Origin of the sequence: Bradyrhizobium canariense (assembly GCF_900105125.1) — a bacterium.
Lineage (GTDB): Bacteria > Pseudomonadota > Alphaproteobacteria > Rhizobiales > Xanthobacteraceae > Bradyrhizobium > Bradyrhizobium canariense_A.
This window is the reverse complement of record NZ_LT629750.1, coordinates 7706091-7728110: the sequence shown is the minus strand read 5'-3', so window position 1 is coordinate 7728110 and position 22020 is coordinate 7706091. Positions and strand designations below refer to the sequence as shown.

General features: G+C 60.9%; 26 protein-coding genes. 13 read left to right on the top strand and 13 right to left on the bottom strand.

Translation table 11 applies throughout. The features are described 5' to 3' along the window. Positions 1–139: 139 nt before the first annotated feature. Positions 140–319 (bottom strand): hypothetical protein, encoded by a 180-nt coding sequence (locus tag BLV09_RS37785; RefSeq protein WP_197685092.1) that lies wholly within the window; start codon positions 317–319, stop codon positions 140–142. An 18-nt stretch (positions 320–337) separates the two neighbouring features. On the opposite strand from BLV09_RS37785, the gene BLV09_RS36335 reads away from it, so the two are divergent. Next, positions 338–757, top strand: coding sequence for a PadR family transcriptional regulator (locus BLV09_RS36335; protein ID WP_244548925.1), 420 nt, complete (start codon positions 338–340; stop codon positions 755–757). A 199-nt stretch (positions 758–956) separates the two neighbouring features. Beyond that, on the top strand, positions 957–2162 hold the full coding sequence (locus tag BLV09_RS36330) for an arabinose transporter (protein WP_146690853.1): 1206 nt from the start codon (positions 957–959) through the stop codon (positions 2160–2162). A 3-nt stretch (positions 2163–2165) separates the two neighbouring features. On the opposite strand, the gene BLV09_RS36325 is transcribed toward BLV09_RS36330, so the two are convergent. From BLV09_RS36325 to BLV09_RS37640, 3 genes are all read right to left on the bottom strand, one after another. Then, a complete protein-coding gene (locus tag BLV09_RS36325) occupies positions 2166–3653 on the bottom strand; it encodes a M81 family metallopeptidase (protein WP_146690852.1) in 1488 nt (495 codons plus the stop codon). A 127-nt stretch (positions 3654–3780) separates the two neighbouring features. Next, on the bottom strand, positions 3781–5127 hold the full coding sequence (locus BLV09_RS36320; protein WP_146690851.1) for a TAXI family TRAP transporter solute-binding subunit: 1347 nt from the start codon (positions 5125–5127) through the stop codon (positions 3781–3783). 104 nt (positions 5128–5231) lie between these two features. Next, entirely contained in the window at positions 5232–5441 is a 210-nt protein-coding gene (locus tag BLV09_RS37640) for a hypothetical protein (protein WP_167559023.1), read from the bottom strand. A 230-nt stretch (positions 5442–5671) separates the two neighbouring features. Here BLV09_RS37640 and BLV09_RS36315 point away from each other — a divergent pair, with 230 nt between their 5' ends. Continuing rightward, positions 5672–6007: a hypothetical protein gene (locus tag BLV09_RS36315; protein ID WP_146690850.1), complete on the top strand. Its 336-nt coding sequence runs from the start codon at positions 5672–5674 to the stop codon at positions 6005–6007. A 298-nt stretch (positions 6008–6305) separates the two neighbouring features. Next, positions 6306–6596 carry a DUF3551 domain-containing protein gene (locus tag BLV09_RS36310; protein ID WP_146690849.1) on the top strand — a complete coding sequence of 97 codons (291 nt, stop codon included), beginning with the start codon at positions 6306–6308 and terminating at the stop codon, positions 6594–6596. Positions 6597–6666: 70 nt separating this feature from the next. Here the strand turns inward: BLV09_RS36310 and BLV09_RS36305 are convergent, their stop codons facing one another. After that, positions 6667–7344: a methyltransferase family protein gene (locus BLV09_RS36305; protein ID WP_146690848.1), complete on the bottom strand. Its 678-nt coding sequence runs from the start codon at positions 7342–7344 to the stop codon at positions 6667–6669. A 70-nt stretch (positions 7345–7414) separates the two neighbouring features. Beyond that, positions 7415–8467 carry a hypothetical protein gene (locus tag BLV09_RS36300; protein ID WP_146690847.1) on the bottom strand — a complete coding sequence of 351 codons (1053 nt, stop codon included), beginning with the start codon at positions 8465–8467 and terminating at the stop codon, positions 7415–7417. A 250-nt stretch (positions 8468–8717) separates the two neighbouring features. Between BLV09_RS36300 and bamA the strand changes: the two genes are divergently transcribed. Further along, positions 8718–11075, top strand: a complete 2358-nt coding sequence (bamA, locus tag BLV09_RS36295) for an outer membrane protein assembly factor BamA (protein WP_146690846.1) — start codon at positions 8718–8720, stop codon at positions 11073–11075. Positions 11076–11238: 163 nt separating this feature from the next. On the opposite strand, the gene BLV09_RS37635 is transcribed toward bamA, so the two are convergent. Beyond that, on the bottom strand, positions 11239–11379 hold the full coding sequence (locus BLV09_RS37635; protein WP_167559021.1) for a hypothetical protein: 141 nt from the start codon (positions 11377–11379) through the stop codon (positions 11239–11241). A gap of 181 nt (positions 11380–11560) precedes the next feature. Between BLV09_RS37635 and BLV09_RS36290 the strand changes: the two genes are divergently transcribed. After that, positions 11561–12046, top strand: coding sequence for a TspO/MBR family protein (locus BLV09_RS36290; RefSeq protein WP_146690845.1), 486 nt, complete (start codon positions 11561–11563; stop codon positions 12044–12046). A gap of 44 nt (positions 12047–12090) precedes the next feature. Here BLV09_RS36290 and BLV09_RS36285 read toward each other — a convergent pair whose 3' ends face one another. Genes BLV09_RS36285 through BLV09_RS36270 form a run of 4 tightly spaced genes read right to left on the bottom strand, consistent with a single transcriptional unit; the run spans position 12091 to position 13973 of the window. Then, positions 12091–12642 (bottom strand): hypothetical protein, encoded by a 552-nt coding sequence (locus BLV09_RS36285; RefSeq protein WP_100383047.1) that lies wholly within the window; start codon positions 12640–12642, stop codon positions 12091–12093. Positions 12643–12697: 55 nt separating this feature from the next. Further along, positions 12698–13255 (bottom strand): YdaU family protein, encoded by a 558-nt coding sequence (locus BLV09_RS36280; protein ID WP_146690844.1) that lies wholly within the window; start codon positions 13253–13255, stop codon positions 12698–12700. After that, entirely contained in the window at positions 13252–13446 is a 195-nt protein-coding gene (locus BLV09_RS36275; protein WP_146690843.1) for a hypothetical protein, read from the bottom strand. Before BLV09_RS36275 ends, BLV09_RS36280 begins: the two co-directional genes overlap by 4 nt. Further along, positions 13443–13973: a GcrA family cell cycle regulator gene (locus BLV09_RS36270; RefSeq protein ID WP_146690842.1), complete on the bottom strand. Its 531-nt coding sequence runs from the start codon at positions 13971–13973 to the stop codon at positions 13443–13445. Before BLV09_RS36270 ends, BLV09_RS36275 begins: the two co-directional genes overlap by 4 nt. Before the next feature lie 128 nt (positions 13974–14101). Here BLV09_RS36270 and BLV09_RS36265 point away from each other — a divergent pair, with 128 nt between their 5' ends. The 5 genes from BLV09_RS36265 to BLV09_RS36245 all read left to right on the top strand — a co-directional run bounded on the left by BLV09_RS36265 (position 14102) and on the right by BLV09_RS36245 (position 17201). Continuing rightward, positions 14102–14725 carry a S24 family peptidase gene (locus BLV09_RS36265; RefSeq protein ID WP_146690841.1) on the top strand — a complete coding sequence of 208 codons (624 nt, stop codon included), beginning with the start codon at positions 14102–14104 and terminating at the stop codon, positions 14723–14725. 154 nt (positions 14726–14879) lie between these two features. Next, entirely contained in the window at positions 14880–15155 is a 276-nt protein-coding gene (locus BLV09_RS36260; RefSeq protein ID WP_167559019.1) for a hypothetical protein, read from the top strand. After that, positions 15155–16192 carry a hypothetical protein gene (locus BLV09_RS36255; protein ID WP_146690840.1) on the top strand — a complete coding sequence of 346 codons (1038 nt, stop codon included), beginning with the start codon at positions 15155–15157 and terminating at the stop codon, positions 16190–16192. The genes BLV09_RS36260 and BLV09_RS36255 overlap by 1 nt, the downstream gene beginning before the upstream one ends. A 63-nt stretch (positions 16193–16255) precedes the next feature. Further along, positions 16256–16714: a hypothetical protein gene (locus BLV09_RS36250; protein WP_167559017.1), complete on the top strand. Its 459-nt coding sequence runs from the start codon at positions 16256–16258 to the stop codon at positions 16712–16714. Beyond that, positions 16701–17201, top strand: a complete 501-nt coding sequence (locus tag BLV09_RS36245; RefSeq protein ID WP_146690838.1) for an ImmA/IrrE family metallo-endopeptidase — start codon at positions 16701–16703, stop codon at positions 17199–17201. Before BLV09_RS36250 ends, BLV09_RS36245 begins: the two co-directional genes overlap by 14 nt. A gap of 75 nt (positions 17202–17276) precedes the next feature. Here BLV09_RS36245 and BLV09_RS36240 read toward each other — a convergent pair whose 3' ends face one another. Beyond that, positions 17277–18590, bottom strand: a complete 1314-nt coding sequence (locus BLV09_RS36240; RefSeq protein ID WP_167559016.1) for an NAD(P)H-dependent oxidoreductase — start codon at positions 18588–18590, stop codon at positions 17277–17279. Positions 18591–18879: 289 nt separating this feature from the next. On the opposite strand from BLV09_RS36240, the gene BLV09_RS36235 reads away from it, so the two are divergent. Both BLV09_RS36235 and BLV09_RS36230 read left to right on the top strand, forming a co-directional pair. Beyond that, a complete protein-coding gene (locus BLV09_RS36235; protein ID WP_146690836.1) occupies positions 18880–20460 on the top strand; it encodes a tetratricopeptide repeat protein in 1581 nt (526 codons plus the stop codon). A gap of 27 nt (positions 20461–20487) precedes the next feature. After that, positions 20488–20868 (top strand): hypothetical protein, encoded by a 381-nt coding sequence (locus BLV09_RS36230; RefSeq protein WP_146690835.1) that lies wholly within the window; start codon positions 20488–20490, stop codon positions 20866–20868. A gap of 166 nt (positions 20869–21034) precedes the next feature. Here BLV09_RS36230 and BLV09_RS36225 read toward each other — a convergent pair whose 3' ends face one another. Beyond that, positions 21035–22009, bottom strand: a complete 975-nt coding sequence (locus BLV09_RS36225; RefSeq protein WP_100383055.1) for a quinone oxidoreductase family protein — start codon at positions 22007–22009, stop codon at positions 21035–21037. Positions 22010–22020 lie beyond the last annotated feature (11 nt).

Genomic DNA, 22020 nt, shown 5'->3' with positions numbered 1-22020 from the left:
GGAACTGCGACTTGGCCGACGATCGCCCTGCAGACCAGCAGTATCGGCCTTGAAATCAATAACGATCCAGTCTAGATATATCTAATATACAGATATATCGAAACTACATCGAAAGAGACAAAACATGCGTCACAGACATTCAGACCACGAGCCCCGCGGCGGCGGCTTCCTGCGCCGGGGGCCCTTCGCCGACGGCGATTTTCGACGAGGACACCGGGACGGACACCGCGAGCACGGCGAATATGAACACGGCGAACACGAACACCACGGGCGCGGCCGACATCGGCATGGCCGCCGGTCGGGCCGCCTGTTCGATCATGGCGAACTGCGCCTGGTGGTGCTCGCCCTGATTTCCGAGCGTCCGCGGCACGGCTATGAGATCATCAAGGAGATCGAGGACCGCGTCGCCGGCACCTATACACCGAGCCCCGGCGTGATCTATCCGACACTGACGATGCTCGAAGAACTCGGGCACGCAACCGTGACCGAAAGCGAGGGCAAGAAACTCTATGCCGTCACCGCCGACGGCACCGCCTACCTCGCCGCCAACAAGACCGCCGTCGACAATGCGCTCCAGCGCATGCAGTCGGTCAATACCGCCCACAGCGGCGGCCCTGCGCCGGAGATCATGCGCGCCAGGGAAAACCTCAAGCTGGCGCTGCGACTGCGCGAGGCGCGCGGTCCGCTGAGCGAGCAGCAGATCCGCGATATCGCCGCAGCGCTCGATGCGGCCGCGGTCGCGATCGAGCGCAGCTGAAATTTATGCAAGCTAAAGCGTTTTCGAGCGAAGTGGGTACCGGTTCGCGTGAAGAAAACGCGTAAAAACAAAAGACCAGAGCCCGGTTCTTATTCAATCAGAACCGAACAGGCTCTATGATCGGGCGAGCCGCTAGAAGGCCGGCGGCCCCCTGATCGCGCGCCGATCGTAATTCCGCAGACAAAGAACAATAAAATAGATGACCAACTCCCCTTCCGCCGCGCCTTCTACGGCGGAGCACAACGTCTTTCTCAAAATGCTGCCGATCACGCTGGCGGTGTTTGTCGGATTCCTCACCATCGGGCTGCCGCTGCCGGTGCTGCCGTTGCACCTGCATTACACGCTCGGCATGAGCAATCTGGTCGTCGGCATCGCGATCGGCTGCCAGTTCGGCGCGGCGCTGCTGTCACGGGCCTGGGCCGGCGGGTTGGCCGATACGCGCGGCGCCAAGCGCGCCGTCGTCATGGGTCTCATGATCGCGGCGATCTCCGGCGCCGTCTATCTGGCGTCGCTCGCCTTCATCGCAACCCCCGCAGCCTCGCTCGGCGTGCTGCTGCTCGGCCGCGTCCTGCTCGGCTGCGGCGAAAGCCTGATCATCACCGGCGCCCTGAGCTGGGGCATAGGCCTAGTCGGGCCGCAAAATGCCGGCAAGGTCATGGCATGGGTCGGAATTGCGATGTATGGCGCCTACGCGACCGGCGCGCCGGTCGGCACCTTGATCTATGGTCCCTATGGCTTTTTCGGCATCGCGGTTGCGACCATCATGGTGCCGTTGCTGGCGTTGGCGATCGTCGCCACCGCGCGCCCGGTCGCGGCGTCCACGGTTCGCCGCGTGCCGTTCTATAAAGTGTTGGGAAAGGTGTGGGTGCCGGGGTTCGGACTTTTCCTGTGCAGCTCCGGTTTTGGCGTCATCACCACGTTCATCGCACTGTTGTTCGCTGCCGAGAACTGGGGCAGCGCATCGCTCGCCTTCACGGCCTTCGGTGCGGCATTCATTGGCGCGCGGCTGTTGTTCGCGCATCTGCCGGACAAGATCGGCGGCGGCAAGGTCGCACTTGTTTGCGTGCTGATCGAGACCGCGGGCCTATTGCTGATATGGCAGGCCGGTCATGTGTTCGCGGCTTATGTTGGCGCGGCGCTGACGGGATTTGGCTACTCACTCGCCTTCCCCGGCTTTGGCGTTGAAGCGGTGCGGCGCGCGCCGCCACAGAGCCGCGGCGTCGCAATGGGCGCCTTTATGGCGTTCCTCGACATTTCCTTAGGCATTACCGGACCGACGGCGGGCGCGATCGCGAGCGCCGCCAGCGTCAGCACGGTCTATCTTGCCGGCGCCCTGGCGGTCGCGCTCTCGACCGTCATCGCCGTGTATCTGATGGTCAACCCGCCCCGCGCAGCGGCGAGCTGAACATCAGGCGGGAAACACCGGATTTCCATAAGGATAAAACTGCTTCAGATCGACGTTCTCGTACGGCAGCCCATCGAGACGCACCGTGCCGAGAAACGGCTGCTCCGGCTCGACCAGCAAGATCGTTTTGGCAAATCCGTTGTCGTGGAAGCCGCGCCTGAAATGCACGCGCGATTTGATCGCCATGACCCGGAACGCGCTGACGTCGAGGGCCATGTTGCCAAGCGAAAACGGCTCGAGGATCTGCACGAGATAGGTGCTGAGAATGACAACATTGTCGCGGCCGAACTTGATGCTGACCCAGAACTGACCGTAACCCTCGACCGCTTTCAGGATCGTGCCCTGGATGTGCACCGGCTGGCCGGCGGATTCGTCGGCTAGCCCACCGATCTCCATGTCAAAGGCATCGCCGGCCTTGGCGCCTTGCGCCTTCAGCTTCGCCGTCACGGCAGCGTCCGTGATCGTCGCGATCAGGGTGTTGGAGAGATCCTGCGCGAAAATTTCCTTGAGCAACCAGGTCGCGGAGCCGGAACGGTCGCTGTGGTCGGCCAGCACAACCGGCGTCTCTCCGCGCTGGATGGCTTGCTTGGCCAGCGCAACGCCTTCGGCGATGGAATAGACCTTGGTCGAATTCAGCAACGCCTCGCGCTGACGCCAGGCCGCATCCGCCATGTCACGGGCGACCTTCGCAGCCAATTCGGGATTGCCATTCGTCAACACCTGGATGGTCATGCCGACATCGGGCACATCGGCAAACGGAAAGCCGAAGAACACGTTGACGTACACGTCAGGCTCCCTCGCCTCCCATGTCAGCGCCCGCTGCACCAGATCCATCCACGGCGACGCGCCGGTCCATTGCAGCACGGTCGCCGAGATGATCGGAACCTTCAGCGTCGCATGTGCCGGCCTGTAATCGCCGCGGATCGCCCGCACCAGGGTTCGCGCCGCGCGCTCGCCCTGGAGATAGCCGTCGTAATGCGGAAAATATTTTACCGCGAAGGCCATGTCGGCATGTTTGAGAAATTCCTCGTCCTCATTGCCGTGCAGATCGAAGGTCGCCGCGATGAAGACTTTGGGCCCCACAACCCCGCGCACCCGCCGCGCCAGTTCGGCCTCCGGCCGCGCCACGCCGCGCACCGCCATCGCGCCGTGCAGACATAGATAGACGCCGTGAAACGGCCCACTCGCTTCGAGCTCGGCGATCATCCGGCCGACAAAGGTTTCATAGGCCTCGTGCGTTACCCATCCCGAACCAATGGAAGTCTTCGGCCACCACGGCGATTCGATGCCCACGAGTTCGACGCCGTCGAACTCCCGCGCCATTTTCACAAAGCCGCCCATATAGGATTTGGCATCGAACTTCAGCAGCGCTTCACCCTTGGCGGGCGAGCCCGGATAGATGAAATCATCCAGCGTCGTATCGTTTTTCAGAAACGTGACCGTCTCGTGCGAGAAATGCAGCACAGCAATACGTATCAATGGACCGGTCATGATCGCCTGCTCTCCCCGCCGAGCATGTTTATCCGCACCATCGCATGTGCCCTCTCAAACGAGTCTCGCCCGGCCGAGAGCCTAACACCTCGCCACCGGCCGCGGGCGAGAAATGACCGCGATGGCTTCAGCCAGTGGTGAGGTCCGTCTCACCGCTCGCCGTCGCTTTCGCCGCCAGCATTATCCGGCGCTGATGAATCAGATTGTCGAGCCGGTGTGCCGCTGCGATCAGCGCCGAGGTGCCTGACGCGCCCTCCTCGCGGTCGGCGGATCTGATCAATTCGGCGCGCAGGACGCGGTCGACTTCCTCCTCGATCGCGGTCAGTTCGGCTTCGTTGTCGATTTTTCGAATCCGCCCCGGCAGGCCGCACAGCGTATCGAGCGTCGATATCGTCTCGTCGATCGGCTGAACGCCGAGGAAGCGCCACGCCGCGGCGAATATCGACGCCAGCGCACCAAGCACCATCGGCGTCAGATAGATCGCGTTGCCGTAGCGATCCATGAAACTTTCCTGGGTGCCGTTATAGAATGCCGCAGCGCCCGGATGCACCGCGATATAGGCATCGGAATCAGTGTCGGGCGCGGCGATCCCGGCCAGCAGCGGCTGCTCGCCGACGAGATCGCGGCGAACGCTCATGATTTTCTTGGCAAGATCTCCGACCAGCGTCGCGCCCAGACGCTTGTTGGCGACAAGATAATAGCCGACCCGCAACGTCGTCACGTCGTCGTCCGGATCCGGCGGCGCGCCGCGCAGCGTGCCTTTCGGGATATCGAAACTTTCGTAAGGTCCTTTGTTGTCGGCGATCGCGCCGGCGGAATCGATCGGTATCAGCACCGGCGACAAATTCGGACCTTCGCGAAACAGGCTCTTGACCAGCGACAGATAACGCTCGGTCAACGGCACGACCACCAGCAGTGCACTGACCTCCCTGGCCTGCACCGCGCGCCGCGCATCCGACGGCGCGATGTCCTTGAAGACGACATTGGCACGGTCGAGATCATATTCCTTCTTCAGCACATCGACGACCGTGCGATTGATGTCGCCGCCGACCACGCCGACGGTGTGATCCTTCAATTTGGCGATGCTCGTGATCGTCGATCCCGGCGGCGCCACGATCATCACGACGCCGTGCGCCGTCAGCACCACCGAGCGCGCCTGCTGGAGATCGCCGACATCGGCGCGGACCACGGCGAGATCGGCATTTCCCGCATCGAACTCCTTGGCCGCGTCGAGCACGTTGCCGACATTCACCACCTTCAGCCGGATCGGTGAATCCGTCGTGGCAAAACGGCTGGCGATGACGGAAACAACCTGCTTGGCCTCACCATCAAGCGATCCGACCGCCAGCGTCAGCGTCTTCGGCTGGGTGTAGAAGCGGTAGAAAATAAGCGCAGCACCGGCGACGATGCAAAACACCCCCGCCAGCAGGATGGCGCGAACCCAGATCGGCAGAGCTATCTGCAGGGTCTTCATGAGCATCCCTGTGTATTCGATTCTGGCGCAGCGGCGCCAGATGTCGGTATCGGCGGGCCGCCTTTTGGTTCGAAAACTCTGGGTTACGAATTGGAAACACTTGATTAACGCCTTTCCGAACGTGCTGCCTCGCCGTCAGCGGCCGGCGCATCGTTTCCCGTCCCCTCCAGCGCCGCCTCGGACGCGCGGGAGCGTTCGCCGGCAGCGGTTTTGACCGTGTGCCGCCTTCGCGACTTGCCGCCGCGCAAACCGTTGCGGATGCGCATGAAGGACCACGACAGACAATGATACCGTGACCAGGACATCGCTTTCATCGAACCCTCCGTCTCACAACAGAGATTGGTGGGACACGACGAGGGCGCCGTTCGAAGTGCGCCGATTACAAATTGGAAAGCACGCTCCGCCGGCTCGCATGGACATGACGCAATCACGCGCGCCGCGTGGCGGGGAAAGCTGACCCGCGTTCATCGGCATTAAACCTCGGTAATGCACCGAACCGGTTTCGCGATGGCTGCCTCCAACTTACGTTAGGAGGTGAAACATCATGAAATTGATTTCTGCACTTGTTGGTCTTGCAGCGCTTGGCGGTATTGCACTTGCCACCGCGCCAGCGTCGGCGATGCCTGTCGCTATTCCCGGTCAGGCTTCGCATGCTTCAAACGTCGAGCAGGTTTCTTATGTCTGCAACGAATGGGGACATTGCTGGGACCGACCTGATATGAGTGGCGGTTACGACCATCCGCATTACTGGCGCTGGCATCACTGGCACCCGTATTACTCTGGCGGCTACGGGTACGGCTGGCACCACTGGCATCCGCATTACTACGGCGGCTGGGGTTATGGCGGTTGGCATCACTGGCACCATTGGCACCAATGGTGACCACGGAGAAAGGGGCTTCGGCCCCTTTCTTTTTGGCTTGCCGATCCTGTGAACGTGCGACGCCGCGCAAGTGGCTCGCGCGCGAAAATATCATGATATTTGCTCATCGCTTCCATGAGCAAAACATCCGACAAGTTTTATAGGATGATGATCATCCTACCAACGGCCGAGGCGATGCGTTTTTCCTGCCTTCCGCGGCGCTGAAAGAGAATTCCATTGCTATTTCTTGAGAGCGATGGCGCGGCGGTTCCCGCCATCCCACCTCGTTTTCATGGGGGACTTAACCAGAGAGACGAAGATGAGACAGGTTTTGAAATTGGCTGCTGCACCCGCTGCGTTAATGGTGTTGGCCTTTGCTGCAATGACGACGCCGGCTTCGGCTGCGAAATATGAGTACTGTACGACGAACACCTCGGGAATGCGGGGCTGCGGCTTTGAAACCATGGCGCAGTGTGAGGCGATGACATCCGGTCGTGGCAGTAGCAACTGTTACCGCGATCCGTTCCTCCCCGAAGCCAGCAAGCCCACCGACGCGCTTGCCTATCAACCCAAAGGCAAGCTGCATCACAAGAAGCCGATTGAGAATTAATCATCTTCATCAGGCAAAGATTGGTTCTGCCCGCGGCCTTTGCAAATCCCAAGGCCGCGGGAGACCGTCGTCACCAGATCGGAGGCAGCAGACGATAACGCACCCTGCCCTGATATTCGACATAGCCCGCAAGGCTTCTCGCCAGGAATCTTTCCTCATCCAGTAGCCGCCAGATCAGCGCCGGGATGATGGCCAAGACGATCAACACACCCCACCACGAGCCCAGCGCCAGGGGTATGCCCGACAGCATCACCAGCGCCGCCGCATACATCGGGTGCCGCACCAGCGCGTAGGGCCCGCTCGATATGACTTTTTGATCCGCGGCCAATTCGATGGTCGCGGACGTAAAGCTGTTTTCCCTGAACACGAAGAAAATGCCGAGCCAGCCGAGCGCGACCAGCGCGTCGCCCGCCAGCATCACGGAAGTCGGCATCTGCGACCAGCCGAAACGGTGGTCAAGCGCGGGAACAAAGATGAGGCCGATAAAGCCGAGCGAAGCAACGGACATGATGACCTTCTGCGCCGGCTCCTTCTCGGCAAAAGGCCCGCCGCTCATCCGCCGCGCCAGCAGCGCCGGATCCTTTTTCATCAAATAGAGTGTCAGCACGAGCGAGGCGCCGAAATAGACCGCCAGGAACATCCACGCCTGCCAGTAATCAAGCGTCCCCGCTCCGACGAACAGCAGCGACGCCATCACGGCAAAGAGAAACAGCAGGCCGACAGACGCTTTTTTGTTCAGCGAATTCATCGCGCCATATTACCACGCAACCTCGGTACGCCGCACGCCCCCTGATCTTCCGAGGGAGCCTGCCGTCAGATCACTGCTGCTTTTCCCAGAACGACAACAGTCCCTGTGACGCGGAGCCGCCGATCACGCAGGGAATGCCGATCGCGACCTGCCCGAGCGCCGCGGCCGAGACGCAGCCGAGCGCTACCGCGCCGACACCGACCTGGCCCCAGAAATCCAGATTGCGCCGGCTGTCGGAGCCCTTGGTTTTGAGCTCGTCGACGGCGGCGAGCGCTTCCTTGCGCACAGCGGCGAGCTGCACGGTGTCGGCGGCATCGACTGCCTCGCCAAGCGGCACCTTGACGTCCTTTGGCGCTTGCGCGAGCTGGCTACGGAGAAATTCGCGCAGCTCCGTATCGCGGACTGCGTAGCTTGCGAGTGTATAACGCGCCATGCTGCCCACCGTCAGCTTGTCGACGGTGTCACGGCTCTTGCTCCACGGCAGCATCGAGATGATGCGCTCGATCGGAAGGTGCGAGCCGGTCGCGAAATAGTAGCCCCACAGCGTGTCCAGCAGATCCTGGCTGTTGGCGAAGGTGAGTTGCGTGTTCACCTTCTTGTCATCCTTGGCGAAGGGATTGCGCGTGAACGCGCCGCGCAGCTTGTCGAGCATGCCCGGTTTCGTCTCTTCCAGCGGGATATTCGCCAATGTCGGCAGCCTGCCGGCGAGGTAGTCGTCGATCATCACCTGCCGTCCCGGCATCCGCGGCGCGATCTTGCGCAGCAAATTGCGCCAGTCCGGCAATCCGGAATAGGCGATGGCGCGGACGACTACCCATTCATCCTCCGGCGGCACCGGGAAGAAACTGTCGACGAGCTGCTCGGCCCTGGCGGGATTCGAGCCGATCGCGCCGGCAATGAAGCCGAGATAGATGCCGGCGCTCTCCGGCTCCTTGAAGGTCTGCGCGTGAAACAATACGCGCACGGCCGCCGGCACATGGGCGTAGTCCGGCTTGCCGCGGTAATTGTAGATCCATCGCTGAACCACGGCGAGCGATGCGTTCGGGTCGATCTCCGGCGGGATCGCCGCATCGGCTGGAGGAATGAGAAGAAACAAGGCGGTCAAGAATGCTGCGTAGCGCATGTGATGCTCCCACGAAGCGTTCTCACTTGCGGCGGCCGCAAGCGCGAACGTTTTTCGGTATTTTCGCTAGCGGGCATTTGGAGCGGCACTGCGACGAATCTTGGGACGAGTCGGGACGGCCCGTTCAGCGGGGCGTCGAAATTGTGGCGGTGTTAATGTTTGGCTCGCAACTAAACCTTGGCTCCGACATTCTTTCGCCCGGCCCAGGCACTTCAATCCCACCCCGTGAAGGATGGGACAGGCGGGAGTTATGAGTAAACCCGTGGTGGCCACGCGAGGCCGCCGGTCACTGGTCGCAGGCGTGTTGCTCACTGCACTGCTCGCGCTGACTTCCTCCGCCAATGGCGCGAGCGAAGTCAGCGCGCAGACCCGCGACACGATTACGGTGGAAGGCAATCGCCGCATCGATGCCGATACCGTGCGCTCCTATTTCCACGCCGCACCCGATGGACGTTTCGATGCCGAATCGCTGGACGCCGCACTGAAGGCGCTGATCGCGACCGGCCTGTTCGACCACGTTGCGATCGATCACGCCGGCGAACGGCTGGTGGTGCATCTGACCGAGGCCAAGGTGCTCGATCGCGTCGCCTTTGAAGGCAACAAGAAGATAAAGGACAAGGAGCTCGAGGCCGTCATCGAATCCAAGGCGCGCGGCACGCTGCAGCGTGCGCTGGTGCAGTCCGACGTCAACCGCATCATCGAATCCTACCGGCATGCCGGGCGCGACGATGTCGGCGTGGTGCCCGAGATCATCGACCGCGGCAATGATCGCGTCGATCTCGTCTATGTGGTAACCGAAGGCGCCAAGACCACGGTGCGGCAAATCAGCTTTGTCGGCAACCAGGCGTTCGGCAAGCGGCAGCTTGCCGCCGTGATCAAGACCTCCGCCACCAATATGCTGAGCTTTCTGACCGGCGGTGACGCCTACGATCCCGACCGCGTCGCCGCGGATCGCGAATTGCTGCGGCAGTATTATCGCAGCAAGGGTTACGCCGACGCCAGCGTGCCCTCGGCGGTCGCCGAATACGATCCCGCCGCCAAAGGCTTCACGCTGACCTTTTCGATCGACGAAGGCCCGCTCTATCATTTCGGCGACATCAGCCTCGTCTGCAACGTGCCGGGACTGGATTCCGAAAAGCTTCGGCGCCTGCTGCTGATCAAGACCGGCGCCGTGTTCGACGGCAACGCGCTGGACAAGACCACCGAGGTCGCGGGGACCGAACTCGCGAAACTCGGCTTCCCCTTCGCGCAGGCCACGACCCGCACCACGCGTGATGCGGACACGCGCCGCATCGACGTGGCGCTGGTGATCGATCAGGGACCGCGCACCTATGTCGAACGGATCGAGATCCACGGCAATATCCGCACACGAGATTATGTGATCCGGCGCGAGTTCGATTTCGCCGAAGGCGATGCCTATAACAAGGCGCTGATCGATCGCGCCGAACGGCGGCTGAAGAATTTGAATTATTTCAAGACCGTCAAGATCTCAGCCAAGCCAGGTTCAGCGCCGGATCATGTCGTGCTCGACGTTGAGCTGGCCGAACAATCGACCGGCGAATTCAATATCGCCGGCGGCTATTCGACGACTGATGGCTTTCTCGGCGAGGTCAAGGTGGGCGAGAGCAATTTTTTAGGCTCCGGCCAGACCGTGAAGGCCTCGCTGAGCTACGGCCAATACGCGCAAGGCGTCGATCTCTCGGCATCGGAGCCCTATTTCCTCGGCACCCGCGTCGCGGCGGGCGTCGACCTGTTCGCCGAGCAGGCTGATTCCAGCACCTACCAATCGTATGGCAGCGATATCTATGGCGCGACCTTTTCGCTCGGACTACCTGTCAACGAGCAGGTTACCACACAGCTGCACTACTCGATCTCTCAGCAGACCGTCACGCTTGATCCGGCCTCGCTCGCGGCGGCCCCCTCATTGCCGATCCAGCAGGCGGCCCTCGCGGGGTCACAATGGGTTTCCGCCGTCGGCGACACCACGAGCTACAACACGCTCGACAACACCAAAAATCCGACCAACGGCATCAGCGCGAGAGTCACGCAGGATCTTGCCGGGCTTGGCGGCGACGTCAATTTCCTGCGCACGACCGAAGACGTACGTTACTATCAGTCGCTCAACAGCGACCTCACCGGCATGGTGCGCGCGCAAGGCGGCTACATCACCGGCTATGGCGGCCAGCAGGTGCCGCTGATCGACAGCTTCTTCGGCGGCCCGCAGCTCGTGCGCGGATTTGCGCCCAACGGTTTCGGCCCGCGCGATCTCACGCCGGGCACGACCATGGATAATGTCGGCGGCAGCGCGTATTGGGCAACGACGGCAGAGCTGCAAAGCAACATCCCGGGCGTGCCGCAGGAATATGGCCTGAAGGCATCGGCCTTTGTCGATTCCGGCAGCGTGTTTCACTACGCCGGGCCGACGACCTTTCCGGGCTCGACGCAATCGATGCAGCTCGCCAACGCCAACATCCTGCGCTCCTCCGTCGGCGTCGGCCTGAGCTGGGCCTCGCCGTTCGGCGCGCTGACCGTGAGCTACGCGGTGCCGGTGACAAAAGCCGCCTACGACGTGGTGCAGCCGCTCGGCTTCAACGCCGGACCGTTTTGAACAGCATCGAATACGCTTCTTCACACGTCCAGCCGGCTGGCGAGACGACCGCCAACCGGCGACATCGCGCCGCTGATCTTCAGCGCCATCTTCGCCGGCGCCGGCGCGGTCATGCTGATGTTCTTCATCAAGGTGGGGTTCGATCATTAGCGCCGCGAAACGGTCACTGCGCGACGCACCTCCACTTGAAGCTCCGGTCGAGCGAAGGAGAATATCCCTCGAGGCAGCTTGGCTTCGCAAAAGCGAGCCAGAGGCCGAAGAGAACCACGACCAGCGCGATGCTAAACCCCAGCCGTAGTTTCATTCCCGCCTCCTGATTTGCCGAACATAGCATAGCTCGCGAAACGCGCGCGACGATCGGTTGCGGCAAGAACAATTCAGCGAGTAAAAAGTTATTCGCATCGGGCCGGGTCGCATATTGTCGTGGCTCCCGGCCAATCGGGTTGACGGGCCCTCAGGTCGTTTCTGGCGCATTCGGGGTGGGCATGAAATTGAAATCGATCGTTCGGCTAGCGCTTAGTCTGTTGCTGTGCCTCGCCGTCGGCGTACTCGGAGCGCTGGTGACGATGCCCGAGATCCCGGCCTGGTATGCTGGCATTGGCAAGCCATCCTGGACGCCCCCGCCACCGGTGTTTCCGATCGCCTGGACCATGCTCTATATTCTAATGGCCATCAGCTTTTGGCGGCTTTGGAACATCGAAGCGCGGTCCGCCGCCCGCACCAAAGCGATGATCTGGTTTCTGGTCCAGCTCGCGCTCAACGCGCTGTGGCCGCCGGTGTTTTTCGGATGGCACAGCACCAGCGCAGCGCTCGTTGTCATCATCGCGTTGCTGGCCACGATCGCAGCAACAATGATCGCGGCCGCACGCGTCGACCGCGCTGCGGCGTGGATACTCGCGCCGTATCTGCTTTGGGTCGCCTACGCGACCACCATCAATATCGGCGTCGTGGCCATGAACCAGGCGATATGAACCAGGCGATTTAAGAACACGCCGACAACACGCGGTACGCCCCATCACCGTTTCTCTGTCGCAAATCCGTAGACCAGCGCCAGCCGGTCGAGGCATTCACGGAAGCGCCGCGCGAAATAATCGAGCCAGCGCTGGCCGCGCAACCCCCGCTGCTGGCTGATCTGCTCCATGGTCAGCCCCAGGATCAGGACCTCATGCACCAGCGCCGAGCCATCGGCGCCGAGCTCTCGCTCGACCCGGTTCAGCCGCAGCACCGCCTTGCGCTGGCCTTCGGTGATGGGCTCGCGAAACTGCCCACCATCGACATATTCCCGGGAGGGATCGACTGCCTGCGGGCCCCGCTCGGCCTTCTCCCAATCGTTCTGAAAGGAACGCCCGCCCTGGTACTGCGCCTCGTCGATCTGACGATGCGAGTGCAATCTGCCCAGGGGATCGTTGCGCAGCGAACGCAGCGTGACGATCCTGTCGCCGGGCTCAAGCCCCAGGGGATCGTCGACCTCGACCGGCGCGACATCGGCGTTACGCAAGAGATCGCGGGACTTTCGGTCATGAACCTTGGCCGGATTGTACGGCTTGTTGCGCTTTGCCCGTGGCATGCTGAAAACTCCTCTGTCCGAATGAGGTTTTGAAATTCCGGTGATGCCGTTCGCGCTACGGCGTTCTCTTGGCGACATAGGCCGCCAACTCGGCGCTGACGGGGATGGCGGGTTTTTCGGCGCGACCTGTTTGCTGCTGCGCCGGCGGATCAGCTGAACTCCGCTCACCGAGAAGAAGATTCTTGTGTGATTGTGAGTGGTCGACGCCGACTTCAGCGTGGGCCAACGTTTGCACGGCAATTGCTCGCGCGGGCGCCGATCGCCCATGCGCGCGGTTTTCCAGTTTCATGCGGGCCAGCGCCGAACCGATACCGCCCTTTTGTCCGGCAATGGCGCGCTTGGCGGAAACCCGCATCATCTTCTCCAATTCGGCATCGATGCGCTTGTGCTTCCATCCCTCATGGAAAAAATCCTGCAAGGTCGCGCGATATTCGCACCAGGTTCGCAGCGGCAGCTTGGTGATCTTGGAGAGTTGCCGGTCGTCGTCGGGCAACTCTCCCTTGCGCCAGTAATGCATCATCAGCAGCAGATACGCGCCGTGCTGCGCTGTGGTCAGGTGGCCGGTGTCGCCAAGATAGTCGCCGACATAGAGCGGCATCCAGGGGCGGTTCATACGGCGCAGCCTCCCTCGCCGGCCTGCGCCGTCGTTTCGTCGCGCAACAGGGCCGCGAGTTCGCGCCTGCGCGTGGATTGGAGTGGTTGCTGGCCGATCAGCGCGCGCAGATGCGCGATGCGATGCCGGCGCGGCAACGGCTTCATGCGGTCGGCCATGATTGCGATCGGTGGGTTCGGTTCGTGTTTCATGCCGCCTCCACGATCCTGAGGCGCGCCGCGCTGACGGCGCGTTCCGGCGCCGCATCGGGGCCACGCGTCAGATGAAAATGCGCGGTGCAGTAGCTGGACTCCTCGCGCTGCGGGTGGCCGCAGAAAGTGATGGCCTCGCCCTCCTCGTCGCCGCCATAGGGGTAACGGCAATCACCGGGCTCAAGCTCGAAGAGCGACAGATGGCGCGGATCGATCTCGACGCAACGGAGCTTTGGGATCTCCACGCGCTCAAAGGTCGGCCCGAACCAGCGCGACGCCGCCGCATAGCGTTCGCGCAGCCGGTGAAGACTCATCTGCTGCGCCTTCGGCGGCAGCCTCGCCCAGTCCTTCGGACGATCATCGCCGGCAAGTCCCATCCGCCTGGCGCGGCCGATCGCGGCATTGCGGGAATAGGCGGTGTTGAATTTCGCGTTGATCGCCCGCGTGATCTCCGAATAGGACATGCCGAGGGCAAGATAGTCCCGCAGCGCGTCCGAATGCTCGGGCGCCCAGTTGGTCAGTTCCATTATTTGTCCCTGCTCTTTTTGTCGTCGCTCGGCGCCTCCGTTAATTTCTGATATTCCGAAATCAAAGTCAAGCTTGATTTCTGATAATCGGAATTGCTATCATTTCTGAAATTCGGAAAGCATGGCATATGCTAGACATCAGGTTGATCGAACGTGGGCTGCAAAAGCCGGGCAAGACCAAGGGCGGCCTCGCCACCGCCATGGGCGTGCGCCCGGGCGCGGTCTCAGAAATCCTCTCGGGCATTCGCCTGATCAAGGCGTCGGAGATCGCTCCGATCATCGACTATCTCGAACTGAACTCGGTGCCGATCATGGGCCGCGTCGGCGCCGGCGCCTCGATCGAACCGGAGCACGAGCAGGTGCCGCCGGAAGGTCTTGGCGAAGTCGAGCTGCCGTTCCCGATCGCCGAGGAGACCATCGCATTCGAAGTATCAGGCGATTCCATGCTGCCGAAATACGAGAATGGCGACATCATCGTGGTGTACCGCGAGCAGCGCCACCCGATCTCGAGCTTCTATGGCGAAGAGGCCGCGGTGCGGCTGAAGACCGGCGAGCGCTACCTCAAAACCATCGAGCGCGGAAAGTCCACGACCGTGGTCAACCTCACCAGCTTCAACGCCAAGCCGATCATCGGGGTGAAGCTGGAGTGGATCGGCGAGATCTGCGTCACCCTGCCAAGGGGCCAGATCGAGCGCCTCCGCGCCAGGGCCGCGGCCCGCACCCGCAAGGCGGTCAAGAGCGGCGCGAAATGATCACGCGGGGTGATTCTCTAGGGCTGCCGGGCTTGAGTCGTCGCCCTCGCAGTTTTTCCGATTTTCCGAAATTATCCTTGACTTACTTCTGATTTTCGGAAATACTTGCTGCCGAGACAAAAAACGGTATCCCGCCCTGGAAAGACCCTCGCCTTTGCAATATTTCGTCGTGATGATCGATTACGGGCGGCGCGGACGCGAAGCGATCGTCGACCCCGAAATCACGAGGCGCGAAGTGATCTCGCGCGTGGCGTCCGGCGAATACAAGAATATCAGCTTCATCCACGAGATCGCCGATTCTGCGGTCGACGATATTACCGCCGAGATTCTCGCCGAGGCCGCGCTTCCCGACATTTCGGCGACAGAAGTCGATCTGCAGGCCAGCCGGTTCGATCATGCCCGCGACCTGCGCAAGCATGAGACGGTGTGATGGGCGTCGGTTTGCTGACAAAGGTGAAACGCACGCGCCGCAACTTTCGCAAATTCCCAAAAGTTGAATATTGTGGTATTTTCAACCCAAGATTCAGGGAGAAGGTGCCCGTGACTGTCTGCATAGCGACGTTATTCAGATGGAATTATGCTCAAGTTGGTGAGCCGCCCCGAGTCGGATTGGTCGCGATTGCATTATCCGACCGGATGATTACTGCCGGCGACGTTCAATATGAACCAGCCCAGCTCAAAGTAGCGTTCATGTCTGATCGAGCGCTCCTCATGATCGCGGGGGACTACTCAACGCATTCCCAAGCAATTCATGATACTCATCTCAAAATGCGGGGGATAAGAAATCCATCCCCTTACAGTATTGCGCAGAACTACGGCCAATCCATCCAAGCTATTAAGCGCAAGCAAGCAGAGGATATCTACCTCGCTCCCCTCGGACTGAACTCCGATTCGTTTCTCGCTGAGCAAAAGGAAATGTCCGCCGATTTCGTGAGCAACATCACGAGTCAGCTTCAAAACCATCAGGGGCCAGATGTAGAAGCGTTGATAGTCGGAGCAGATGGGAATAACGCCCATATCTACCTGGTGGACAGCCAAGGGTCCGCACATTGTCTTGATGACGTTGGTTTTGGTGCTATTGGCATAGGAGCGTGGCACGCCAAGTCCCGACTTATGCAAGCCAGATACTCGAATTCAACCTACTATGCTTATTCATTAGCGGTAGCTTTCGCCGCAAAAAAAGCTGCCGAAATCGCACCCGGCGTCGGCTCTCGGACAGATATACATCTTGTATTCAAAGATAAGATCGAAGCAATCGATCCCAATGTGGATAAAAGAATCCACGACCTTTATACGGAGTATCTTGGGAAACTAAGCGGTATGGGCGCCGAGTTAATAGAGCAATTGGACAAGGATCTCCCCACTCTTTCGAAAAAGTTGATGCAAGTCGACGAGAAAAACGAGCGAGAATCTGGGCGAGACGCGAAATCAGATGAGAGCGCTATTCCAGATGAGTCCGACACCTAACGGGGAAATGAAGGTGGGTGACGGGCGCTCCAAGCCCACCGCGGGGGCAAAGAAAAAGTCGAAATGACCGATTTGAGTGGCGAGCGACGTAGGGGGAGATCATCCCGATTGCAGGTGGCGCTAATTCTGTTTCTCAACGCAGTATTTGCGTTGTTCGTCCTTTATATTGTCTCCCGTGGGGGATTAGTGCAGACCCAAGCTATTGAATATAAAGATTTTATTTCTATAGTACTCACAGCACTTGCTGTTATCATTGCTGCTTTAACGGTTTTTGTTGCAGTTGCTGCTATTTGGGGCTTCACCGCACTTCGGGAGGAGGCTCGCGCTACTGCAGAGAGGGTGGCGACTAGCACCGCAAGCGGGACCGCAGAGAGGCTAGCGACGAAAATTGCGAGAGAAGTTGCAGAATCGGTGGCGGCCAGAACCGTCTTGGAAGGTAAACCGGCAGAAACGACTCCGAACGAAGCTGCTGAAATTGTAGAGTCGTTAGATCAGTCAGAGACACCAAATGGAAATGAATGAAAGCCCACTTGGAGTCGTTGCAAGGTATCAACAGAGACCGCCTATTGATCTCGATGGGATCGCGCACGCTCTTGGCGTAAGGGTCTACCAGATGCCTTTGGGTTCAGGGGTGTCCGGCCAGATAATGCGAGATAAAGTTAAAGGTGGTCCATCGGGTTTCGCGATTTATGTAAATTCGAGTGAACATCCTAACCGGCGACGGTTCACGTTTGCTCATGAATTGGCCCACTTCATACTTCACCGAGACCTAATCGAAACTGGCGTTGTTGACGATACAATGTATCGCAGCGCGCAGTTGTCCGATCACTATGAAGTTCAAGCAAACAGAATGGCCGCCGATATCTTGATGCCAGTTCGGCTTGTAAAAGTTTGGCGAGTCCGGGAACGCGACCTTACACGGCTTGCGATGCTTTTTGGAGTGTCTGCGCAAGCCATGCAAATTCGCTTGAATGGTATTGATACGGGTGCGGTTAACCGCGCTTCGTAGGGCTTCCCACACGCGAAGGCGCTTGACCTCCTGCTTCTCAGGAAAATCGACGAAGGATCGTTTACGCATTCACATTCATAGCTGTGCGCCGCGAAACTTCTCTTCCATCGCCCGCCGCGTCCTGACCGTCTCGTCATTGGCGTCGATCTCGACGTCGCTCCAGCGCACCACCGCGCCATGGGCGATGTTGTTCTTCAGCTTCACCTTGTGCGCCAATCCAATCGGTAGCGCGCCGGCGGCGAGGCTGGCGGCTGCCGGCATCAGTTTGCCCCACACCGTATAGCCGCCCTCGCCGTCCAGCATTTCGCCGGCGCGCAGGTCACGCTTGGCGACCGCGACGGCATCGCCACGAAAACCGTGCGGCTGCCCGGTCGGCTCGCCGCGCAGCGCCGCCGACAGGATCGAGATGTTCAGTTCCAGCCCGATCAGATGATAGGGCTTGTACATCGCGGCGTAACGCCCGCTGGCATCGGTCTTCAGGCCATATTGCCTGAAACAGTCGGCGGCGTAATCGTTCGGCGCTTCCAGCACCACATAGACACCCCAGCGCAGATCGCGGAACACCGGCCGGCCATCGCGCTCCAGCGATGAGACCACTTCGACCACGCCGGATTTTTCCAGCGCGCCGCCTTTGTCCTTCGGCCGCATGATGTGCGGCAGATCGTCGACGCCGCACGGCGGGAACAACAGTCCGCCGGTCGGCACGTCGAGACCGCAGGCATTGGCGATGGCAGCCATTTCGATTGCCGATTTGGTGCCGTCCAGGAACGAATTGAACATCTGCGGATTCATGCCGGCCGATTGCGCCTCGCCCGCGGTCAGCCCGTAATGCCCCCAGACATCCTTTGGCGTCACGTCGTGATAGGCCGGGAGATATTTGGTGCCCTTGCCCGCGGCGACGACGTGAAAACCGGTAGCGCGGGCCCAGTCCACCATCTCTGATGTCAGCGCCGGCTGATCGCCATAGGCCAGCGAATAAACCACGCCGGCCTTGCGCGCTTCGTCGGCGAGCAGCGGCCCGGCCAGCACATCGGCCTCGACATTAACCATCACGATATGCTTGCCGGCCGCAATCGCGGCGCGGGCATGACGGATGCCGACAGCGGGATTGCCGGTCGCTTCCACCACCACTTCGACATTGCCCGCGATCGCCTTGGCGCCGTCGGTAACAAACGATGTCGCCGCGATCCGTTCCGCGTCCCAGCCGACGGTGCGGCAGGCCTCGCGCGCGCGCTCCGGATCGAGGTCGACGATTACAGGCACTTCAAGCCCCGGCGTATGCGGCACTTGCGACAGGAACATCGAGCCAAACTTGCCGGCGCCGATCAGCGAGACGCGGACGGGTTTTCCCGCGGCGCGGCGGGCATTGAGCAGATGCGAAAGGTTCATGAAGGGATCCAGCCGGTGAGATTATTCGCAACGAGACCGCAAACAATCAGTGCTTGAGGTTTTTTGCAAGGCAACAGGACCGATCTCGCTGGATCTATCTCGCAGGGCTTTGTCGAAGTCCAGGTCAGGCGTCAACATGACTGACGTATCTCAGCAGACGGTCAGAACCTCCCTTCCCTGGGTTCTCGCCGGAATTTGCATAGCGATGCGGTAATTGCATAGCCGGTCTCGAGCGATTGGCCTAAACTGCAGCACGATCGGCAAAACCGAACAGTGTGGGAGCCGGATCATGATCAGAACGTCATTGGCAATCTTGGCAGCGGCCGGACTTTCGTTGGTCCAGCCCGCATTCGGACAGTCGGACGACAAGACGCTGGGCACGGTGCATTTCGAGACATCGTGCAATCCGGAAGCGCAGAAGCTATTCGACCGTGGAATGCTGTATCAACATTCGTTCTGGTATCGTGCCTCGCAACGGGAATTCGAGGGCGTGCTCAAGGCCGATCCGCAATGCGGCATCGCCGATTGGGGCATCGCGCTGAGCCTGCTCTGGAATCCCCACACGCCACCGCCTGCGAAGAACCTCGCCGAGGGTGCCGCCGCACTGGCGAAGGCCAAGAGCATCGGCGCCAAGACGCAGCGTGAGCGTGACTACATCGACGCGCTCAGCGCCATGTATGCCGATTATGACAAGGTCGATCATCGCACGCGCATGCTGGCCTACACCAAAGCCATGGAACAGCTCGCACAGCGCTATCCCGATGACGACGAAGCCCAGATCTATTATGCGCTCGCGCTGAATACCTCGGCGTCGCCATCCGACAAGACCTATGCCAACCAGCTCAAAGGCGCGGCGATCCTGGAAGTGATCGCAAAACGCCAGCCGCAACACCCCGGCGTAGCGCACTATTTGATTCACCTCTACGATTATCCGGCGATCGCGGACAAGGGCCTCGAAGCTGCCCGGCGCTACGCCAAGATCGCGCCTGCAGCAGCGCATGCCCAGCACATGCCTTCGCATATTTTCACCCGCGTCGGTTATTGGAAGGAGTCGATCGCATCCAATGTCGAATCGGTGCGCGTTGCCAAAGCCGCCAGGGAGAGCAGCGACGAACTGCACGCCATGGACTATCTGGTCTATGCCTATCTCCAACTCGGGCAGGACGACAAGGCGAAGGCCGTCATTGACGAGATGAATACGGTCCAGGGCTTCGCCGAAACTTTCGTTGCCGGTCCGTATGCGATGGCGGCATCGCCAGCGCGTTATGCGGTGGAACGCGGCGACTGGAAGGCGGCGGCGGAGCTTCAGGTTCGGCCCGGCCCGCTCGCTAATGTGCAGGCGATCACCTATTTCGCCCGCGCGCTCGGCGCCGCCCGTTCAGGCAATCCCGAGGCGGCCAAGGATGATATCGCCAAGCTCGGCGAGCTGCGCGACAAGCTGCGCGATGCGAAGGACGCCTATTGGTCCGAGCAAGTGGACATTCAGCAGCAGGTCGCGAGCGCCTGGGTACTGGACGCCGAAGGCAAGCACGACGATGCGCTGAAAGCGATGAGCGCGGCCGCCGATGCCGAGGACAGGACCGAGAAGCATCCGGTGACACCTGGCGTACCCAAGCCGGCGCGCGAACTCTATGGCGAGATGCTGCTCGAGCATGGCGATGCCAAGGAAGCGCTCGCCGCGTTCGAAGCGACCCTGAAAAAGGAGCCTAATCGGCTGGGCGCCTATGTGGGCGCGGCGAAGGCCGCCGACAGCGCCGGCGACAAAGCCAAGGCCCGGGACTACTACGAGAAAATCGTCGCGATCGCCGATGGCGCGGATACGTCGCGCACCGAGATCGCCGACGCCCGCGCTTATTTGAAGAACCCCTGAGTGGCACGACAACACAGGAGGACCTCGGTGAGAGCCTTCCTTGTGCTGGTCGTGCTCGGTGTTCTCACCACTCCGGCCGGTGCTAAATCGCTTCAGGTCGTCGGATATCTGGGCTATCTCGGCGAGTGGGAGCTGACCGCCACTGTTGCGGAAAACGCTTCCGGCACCCCTAAGGAATACGCCGGACCATTGACGATGAAGCACGTCGGCCTGTGCACGCAGGACGGCCCGGAAGAGAAGACGGGTGATATCCGCTTGCGGATATCGACCTCATCCTCCCAACTGGATGCAACGGTGTCGGTTGCCGGTGACAAGTGCAGCTACAGTGGAAGGTTATCGGACTTCTACACCGGCACAATGAACTGCCCCGATCGGGAACCAGTACCGCTCAAATTGTGGGTGAAATAGCAAAGCCAGGACAAGCCGGCCAAGGCCGGCCAAGGGCTCGTCGTGACATAACCATATGATCGCCAGCGGCCGCTGGCACGCGCCAACTTACCGCCGCTGCGCCTGAATCGAAATCCCGCACTAGCAAAGGCAAGAGGACGCGTGCCGTGGTATCGGCCGCGAGGTCCTAGACCAGCAGCACCGTCGAACCCGTGGTCTTGCGCGCGGCGAGATCGGCATGGGCTTTCGCGGCGTCCTTGAGCGGATAGGTCTGGTTGACTTCGATCTTCACCGCACCGGATTGCACGACCTCGAACAGCTCTTTCGCCATGGCGACGAGGTTCTCGCGCTTGGCGCCATAGGTGTTGAGCGTCGGGCGGGTGACGTAGAGCGAGCCTTTTTGTGCCAACAGGCCGAGGTTCAGCGGCTCGACGTTGCCGGAGGACGCACCGAACAGCACCAGATAACCCAGCGGCGCCAGGCAATCGAGCGACTTCATGAACGTGTCCTTGCCGACGGAGTCGTACACCACGGGCACTTTCTTGCCGCCGGTCAGTTCATCGACGCGCTTCACGAAATCCTCGCGCGCGTAGTTGATGGTGTGGGCGCAGCCATGGGCTTGCGCCAGTTTCGCCTTCTCGTCGCTGCCGACGGTGCCGATCACGGTGACGCCGAGATGCTTGGCCCACTGGCCGAGGATGAGACCGACTCCACCGGCCGCGGCGTGCAGCAGGATCGTCTCGCCGGCCTTGATGCGATAGGTCTGGCGGATCAAGTATTGCGTCGTCAGTCCCTTCAGCATCATGGCGGCCGCAGTCTTGTCGTCGATGCCATCAGGCAGCTTGATCAGGCGGTCGGCCGGGATCAGCCGCTCTTCGGCATAGGCGCCGAGCGGCGAGCTGCCATAGGCGATGCGGTCGCCGGGTTTCAGATCAGTGACGCCGGGACCGACCTCCTCGACCACGCCGGCGCCCTCGCTGCCGAGCCCGCTCGGCAGCGGCACCGGATAGACGCCCGCACGGTTGTAGATGTCGACAAAGTTCAGCCCCACGGCGGTGTGGCGAATGCGCGCCTCACCCGGTCCGGGCTTGCCGAGTTTGACTTCCTCCCAGACCAGAACCTCGGGTCCGCCGGTTTTATGAAAACGGATTGCATGTGTCATGACGTTACTCC

Coding starts and splice junctions, on each gene's coding strand:
- BLV09_RS36310 (WP_146690849.1), top strand. CDS start 6,306: ATGAGACAGGTTTTGAAATTGGCTGCTGCACCCGCTGCGTTAATGGTG.
- BLV09_RS36265 (WP_146690841.1), top strand. CDS start 14,102: ATGCTAGACATCAGGTTGATCGAACGTGGGCTGCAAAAGCCGGGCAAG.
- BLV09_RS36320 (WP_146690851.1), bottom strand. CDS start 5,127: ATGAAGACCCTGCAGATAGCTCTGCCGATCTGGGTTCGCGCCATCCTG.
- bamA (WP_146690846.1), top strand. CDS start 8,718: ATGAGTAAACCCGTGGTGGCCACGCGAGGCCGCCGGTCACTGGTCGCA.
- BLV09_RS36250 (WP_167559017.1), top strand. CDS start 16,256: ATGACCGATTTGAGTGGCGAGCGACGTAGGGGGAGATCATCCCGATTG.
- BLV09_RS37785 (WP_197685092.1), bottom strand. CDS start 319: ATGATCGAACAGGCGGCCCGACCGGCGGCCATGCCGATGTCGGCCGCG.
- BLV09_RS36315 (WP_146690850.1), top strand. CDS start 5,672: ATGAAATTGATTTCTGCACTTGTTGGTCTTGCAGCGCTTGGCGGTATT.
- BLV09_RS36225 (WP_100383055.1), bottom strand. CDS start 22,009: ATGACACATGCAATCCGTTTTCATAAAACCGGCGGACCCGAGGTTCTG.
- BLV09_RS36285 (WP_100383047.1), bottom strand. CDS start 12,642: ATGCCACGGGCAAAGCGCAACAAGCCGTACAATCCGGCCAAGGTTCAT.
- BLV09_RS36240 (WP_167559016.1), bottom strand. CDS start 18,590: ATGAACCTTTCGCATCTGCTCAATGCCCGCCGCGCCGCGGGAAAACCC.
- BLV09_RS36255 (WP_146690840.1), top strand. CDS start 15,155: ATGGGCGTCGGTTTGCTGACAAAGGTGAAACGCACGCGCCGCAACTTT.
- BLV09_RS36280 (WP_146690844.1), bottom strand. CDS start 13,255: ATGAACCGCCCCTGGATGCCGCTCTATGTCGGCGACTATCTTGGCGAC.
- BLV09_RS36305 (WP_146690848.1), bottom strand. CDS start 7,344: ATGAATTCGCTGAACAAAAAAGCGTCTGTCGGCCTGCTGTTTCTCTTT.
- BLV09_RS36330 (WP_146690853.1), top strand. CDS start 957: ATGACCAACTCCCCTTCCGCCGCGCCTTCTACGGCGGAGCACAACGTC.
- BLV09_RS36290 (WP_146690845.1), top strand. CDS start 11,561: ATGAAATTGAAATCGATCGTTCGGCTAGCGCTTAGTCTGTTGCTGTGC.
- BLV09_RS36300 (WP_146690847.1), bottom strand. CDS start 8,467: ATGCGCTACGCAGCATTCTTGACCGCCTTGTTTCTTCTCATTCCTCCA.
- BLV09_RS36270 (WP_146690842.1), bottom strand. CDS start 13,973: ATGGAACTGACCAACTGGGCGCCCGAGCATTCGGACGCGCTGCGGGAC.
- BLV09_RS36275 (WP_146690843.1), bottom strand. CDS start 13,446: ATGAAACACGAACCGAACCCACCGATCGCAATCATGGCCGACCGCATG.
- BLV09_RS36245 (WP_146690838.1), top strand. CDS start 16,701: ATGGAAATGAATGAAAGCCCACTTGGAGTCGTTGCAAGGTATCAACAG.
- BLV09_RS36325 (WP_146690852.1), bottom strand. CDS start 3,653: ATGACCGGTCCATTGATACGTATTGCTGTGCTGCATTTCTCGCACGAG.
- BLV09_RS37640 (WP_167559023.1), bottom strand. CDS start 5,441: ATGAAAGCGATGTCCTGGTCACGGTATCATTGTCTGTCGTGGTCCTTC.
- BLV09_RS37635 (WP_167559021.1), bottom strand. CDS start 11,379: ATGAAACTACGGCTGGGGTTTAGCATCGCGCTGGTCGTGGTTCTCTTC.
- BLV09_RS36235 (WP_146690836.1), top strand. CDS start 18,880: ATGATCAGAACGTCATTGGCAATCTTGGCAGCGGCCGGACTTTCGTTG.